The organism is Heyndrickxia acidiproducens DSM 23148, assembly GCF_000374345.1.
Taxonomy (GTDB): domain Bacteria; phylum Bacillota; class Bacilli; order Bacillales; family Bacillaceae_C; genus Weizmannia; species Weizmannia acidiproducens.
The window spans coordinates 1-4967 of the sequence record NZ_KB894061.1; the positions used below are offsets into that span (position 1 = coordinate 1).

General features: G+C 39.3%; 7 protein-coding genes. All 7 read right to left on the minus strand.

Annotation, left to right across the window (positions count from 1 at the left end; all coding sequences use genetic code 11):
- Window positions 1-25 precede the first annotated feature (25 nt).
- Window positions 26-286: a DUF5081 family protein gene (locus C232_RS19015; RefSeq protein ID WP_155891609.1), complete on the minus strand. Its 261-nt coding sequence runs from the start codon at window positions 284-286 to the stop codon at window positions 26-28.
- Between the two features lie 102 nt (window positions 287-388).
- Window positions 389-787, minus strand: coding sequence for a DUF4234 domain-containing protein (locus C232_RS0117985; RefSeq protein WP_018665495.1), 399 nt, complete (start codon window positions 785-787; stop codon window positions 389-391).
- A complete protein-coding gene (locus C232_RS19945) occupies window positions 784-951 on the minus strand; it encodes a hypothetical protein (protein ID WP_018665496.1) in 168 nt (55 codons plus the stop codon). The genes C232_RS0117985 and C232_RS19945 overlap by 4 nt, the downstream gene beginning before the upstream one ends.
- 82 nt (window positions 952-1033) lie before the next feature.
- Window positions 1034-1396, minus strand: coding sequence for a hypothetical protein (locus C232_RS0117995; protein WP_018665497.1), 363 nt, complete (start codon window positions 1394-1396; stop codon window positions 1034-1036).
- An 805-nt stretch (window positions 1397-2201) separates the two neighbouring features.
- Entirely contained in the window at window positions 2202-2609 is a 408-nt protein-coding gene (locus tag C232_RS0118000) for a hypothetical protein (RefSeq protein WP_018665498.1), read from the minus strand.
- An 18-nt stretch (window positions 2610-2627) separates the two neighbouring features.
- The gene (locus C232_RS19135) at window positions 2628-4610 is read right to left on the minus strand and encodes a hypothetical protein (RefSeq protein ID WP_018665499.1); all 1983 of its coding nucleotides are present in this window, start codon (window positions 4608-4610) and stop codon (window positions 2628-2630) included.
- Between the two features lie 4 nt (window positions 4611-4614).
- Window positions 4615-4967 (minus strand): hypothetical protein (locus tag C232_RS0118010; RefSeq protein WP_211211513.1); only part of this gene is annotated, 353 nt, incomplete at its 5' end.

The window sequence follows — 4967 nt, forward strand, 5'->3', positions numbered from 1 at the left end:
GGAGCCGCCTCCGCCCATGTTGGCATTAGCCATTGATTTTTGCCTCCTTATACGGGAATTCCAACTCGTCAAAGAGCAATTTTAAAAACCAGTACTGGCTTGCGCGGTAATATTTTTTCCGGGGAACATCCACTATCATCAGTTTTTCACCTTTTAAAAATATCAGCCATTGCCCGTAAAATTTCGGGTTGCCGGCTTCCATCGGTTTCTCATTCAAGTGAAAGATTTCAAGGTTCATAAACGATTGGTCAGGCTCAAAATTTTCAACTTCCCGTCTTTCTTCAATTCTTAGTTTCTTGGCTTGTGAATAACCTCCATATTGGCAAGGAAAGCGTCTTTAAACAAAAAAGACAAGAAATTTTATTTCTTTCTCGGTAATATAAAGTAATTAATTTGCATTCTCAGAGGATTCTGCTCTTTTTTCAAGCATTTGCAAGGTGTTCAAATTTGTTTGAATCAGGCCCATTGATATATAATCTCCGATCGGTAATATGGAGATAACGGCGCATAGGACGGACTGGTCGGGAATTCCGCGGTAACCCCTTAGCTGTGCAAAATCATACAATTCCCTGGCCATTTTATAGTGCCAAAAAATGAAATAAATCCTAAGGGTAATGATCCCGAGAATAATATCCCTTGCAGGGCTTCGGTTATCATTCTTTACGGTTTTCCATTGCTTTGCTGTCACATATACCCAGTACAAATAGTAAATTCCGAACGTTAAAAGAGACAATAGAAATAATGGAAAAACAGGCTTTTCTTTAAAAGAGTATCGTTTTTCTATCATTCATAGACCGCCTTGTTTTCCATGAATTTCTTGCCGCAGGATTGGCAGTGATACTGCATTTTATTCATGCCAAATACGCCTGTTGTAATTGTCCAGCCCCTCTTCTTTTTCACTAAATCAATTCCTCCGCATACCGGGCATTTTGGAACCTTTTCTTCAGCCATTTACAACCACTCCTTAATTTATTTGTCTCAAATTTTTTAATTTGAGTTCTTTCCTATTCAATATTCTTCAGATTTCATCCATCTACTCGGCTGGTGTGTTCTTCTCTATTCCATTTACTTTATGATTTTTTGCCAATAAAATTTGAATTCCTGCGATCATAAAAAGAATTCCCGGAATTAGTTCGTTTTTCAGAAGAGCGAGCCCGCATATAATAATCAATATTATTCCTTTCGCATTGCTAGCCTTTTTGTAAACCAGGAAGCTCATGATAATACCCAAAATTGCAACAAGCATGGGGACAACAACAAGAATAATATATGGAACGATTTGTACAGATTGAATGTTATAAATAGTAGAGCCGTATTCTAAGAAAAGATGTAAAACAATCAAAAGACCTCCGATCAATGTGAGTGTAAAAGCAGTAACATTTTTCTTCCTATTCACACCTCATTTCTCCCTTCCAAATATATAATTATTTGCTTCCCTACTCATAAAAGCTATTCTACTTGTCTTTTTCTCGGATGTTTTCTTCTATTACGCGTCCACTCGTGCTGTAAAATCGTTTCTCCAAAAAATAAACTTTTGATGAACTTCACGCTATCTTATCAGTACGCTCCTCTCAATCAGATTTGCGTACTATAATTATTTGAAGCATCAAGATCCGCTTGGTTTCTCAGATACACTTTTCGCGCTCTGCTTAATAATAGCAAACTCAATTGATAGTAGCTCCTGTTTCTGCTCTGCGCCATGTCATCACCTTCATCAAACGATTGACCGAATCAATGCGTCGGAAAGCGTACACTGTTTCTTTATACATTATGCCCTTTAATGTCGTTAGCGGATATTCTCTCGTTTCGGTTCAGCACCGCGAACAGAAAGATGATAGAAGTTTGAGTGAATTTTATCTCGTAATCAAATGAATACTGACATTACCTTTCTAGAAACTATTCAGCAGCTTGTTTTGCAGTCTAGATTCTTTTTCTGTATACTTTTTCTCTTACAGAATATTTTCCCAACAACGTCAGCTTTATTTTCTTGGATGGGATACTGCTTTTATTAGGAACTGGCTCCGTCCAATGAGGCTGTTATGCCCACCTCTCCATGTAAAGCGGCACTTCTATGTTTATAGGAACTGGATGCTTAATTAATTTGAAATTCATAATCAGGAATAACGTACTCGTTTATACCGTTATGACTGCTGGAAAAATATAAATATAATAAAGAATGATCAGCTTCCATATCTTCTAAATCAGAGTATTACCGGCTTCTTTTTTATTATAGTTTTAACTCTACTTTTCGGTACCCAATCTAAAAATAAGTCTCGATCTTTTCTATCTAATTCTAGTTCAATTCCTATTGCAACATCTGATGTAGCAACTAAATATTCAGTATGATTTTCGTCTAAAAGTTGTACTGTTAATCCATCTATTTCTCCATTAAGTTCTATATCATAAATATCTTCTACCTCTACCTTATCAACTTCTTTTATATATAATTTTGGTAGACCAGCGATGTTAGTGTAACTATCTGGGTACTTTTTATTTTGAAAACCCTCATCCAGATCTTTTGCATTTTTACTAATTAGCCTAATTTTACTTCCCAATAACCTTGCCTTATATTCCTTACCCTTATACTTGGCGTATCTTCCTTTTTTCAAAAGTAGCTCCCCTTTATTTTATTTAATTTGAATGAACCTGCCAAAGTCTTCATCATATACAGCACGTAGAATTTTTTTTCCATCAATTACCTCAAATAATTCGGCTCCATCTTTTGGTGCAAAATAACCATTGAATTTCCATTCAGGGACTATTTCTCCGTTTCTTGACGCTGTAAAACCGTTTTGTGTACACGGAGGGTCGTCAAAGACTGTCCCTCCCATTCTTTTTCCATAAGGAATTTCTATACTCTCTATATGCTCAGTCCTAAATAAGATTTTTCCATATGAATTTCTATTTTCTGGAAAGGGCCTTACTACACTATCATTATTTACATAACTGTAATCTAGTCTGGATGATTCTACAACATGTGCATAATCTTTAATATGACTTACATCTTCTTCTTTTGCAAAATAACCACCAATTTCTTTATATTTTCCACTAAGGTACTTCTCAATATCACCTGTAGGAAATGTTTTTTGCAAAAGTGTTTCTTGAGTAATTTTTGGTACAGAATCCCTTATTGACTTCATAATGTTTATTTCTGAATCTGTCATCTCATATATTGGTTTTATCTTCATTTTATGAAACTCTTCAATTGAAATTTTATATTTTTTTAGTTGTTCAACTATTTGTTTTGCAAATCCATTACTGCGACTTAAAACAACCCTGTTATTCGTATTAATTTTTTCATTTACATAATCCCAATACTGCTGATATCTCTGTGCATCTTCTTCACTCATATTTTCTGCAAAAGAATGGTTTGATCTTTCTCCAACATTTATCTTATCCATCTTACTCAACAATGACCTGATTTTATTCTCCGCCGCATGTGCATTTTCTGCAGGAATATCAACCCTGCCTCCGCCTTCAGACGCCAATCCCATTTGACGGGTTGGCAGGCCGTTTTTCATAAAGGTTGCTGCATTGTCCGCCAGCCTAGCTGCACCGATTGCACCGTTTTCTGCGCCCTTTTTAAGATAGGCCGGCACTTCCTTCGCCCACGCTTTCGCACTCCGGATCCGGGCGGCTGAATCTTTTCCGGCATCGATCACCATGTTGGCCACATGCCGGGATTCGCGCTGAATGCCTGCTTTGATGCCCGTTTTTAAACCAAGTTCTGTCACATCCCCTAAATGTGCCATGCGAACAGTACTGCTGAATTTCGCTAGTCCGCTTACACCAGGCACAATGTCGAGCGGTGCCAGTACCCCGCGGAAGACTCTTTCCCCGGTGCCAAGTTCGCGGCCGGAGATCCAGTCCTTTCCGGAGACGGCTGATTCTAATTCTAATGTACCATATGCAATGCCCAAAGCCATTCCGGCAGGCGGGCAGATGATGGAGGCGCCGACGATCACAGTTAGGGCTGCAATTTGGCCCCAGAATTCTTTTTTCTCCTGCCCGTCATGGATCGAGTCATACTGAAAAGCACGCGAATGCAGGACAGCCTGTTCATAATCTTTTTCGGAAATTTTCTCGTCAGGGTTCTGCAGTTTCCAGTTGTCGTATTCCTCTTTCATCTGTTTTGCGTAAGCATTGCTGCCGCTGAAAAGGTCTTCCAAGCTAACTTCTGCTTTTGGGACTTCCATGGTGTTCGAACTGTAGCCGCCTGGGATGACAACTGTTTCCTTGGCGCCGATCCTGTTTTTGGTTTTGACATCAGTGATCGATAAGTCGCGCATTGCCGTGGCAAATGCATCGATATCCTTGTAGAAAGGTTCGTCAATCGTGCGGTCGACAATATCGCCGACTTTTCCCGCAAAATCGTAGAGCACTCTAAAATCCTCGTAAATCCCCTGGTATACTCCTTTATGCCCGGTATGCGAAAATGAAATGGCGCCGTCGACATCATATTTGGCGATGTCAGACTGGGCGTCCTCGAGGTTTTCGCTGATGTCTTTCAGGCTGTCGATCATGCCTTTTCCCCATGCACCGAGCCCAATTAAATGGCCAATTCCTTTTTTGGTATTTTCCCATTCTGAAGGCGTATATTTGACATCCACCCGCTTACACCTCCAGTTTTGCAATGATTTGTTTCGCGATATTTTCGTCCAGTTCGATCATGGTGTTTAAAACGTCAACAATAAGCGCGGATGCCCGGCTGTAGTGGTCGTATAATTCCATAATCTTTTCATTCGCTTCATCATAAACTTTCATTGCATCTTTCGCTTTTCCAGCTGTATAGTAATCAAGACCACTGAGCTTTTTTATATTGGCAGCAGCGGTATTTTCAAGTTCTGACAAAATTTTATGCAAATAATTATAAATAGACGCCATTTCATCCGGGTTGATATCAATCGTGCCGGAGCCGCCTCCGCCCATGTTGGCATTAGCCATTGATTTTTGCCTCCTTATACGGG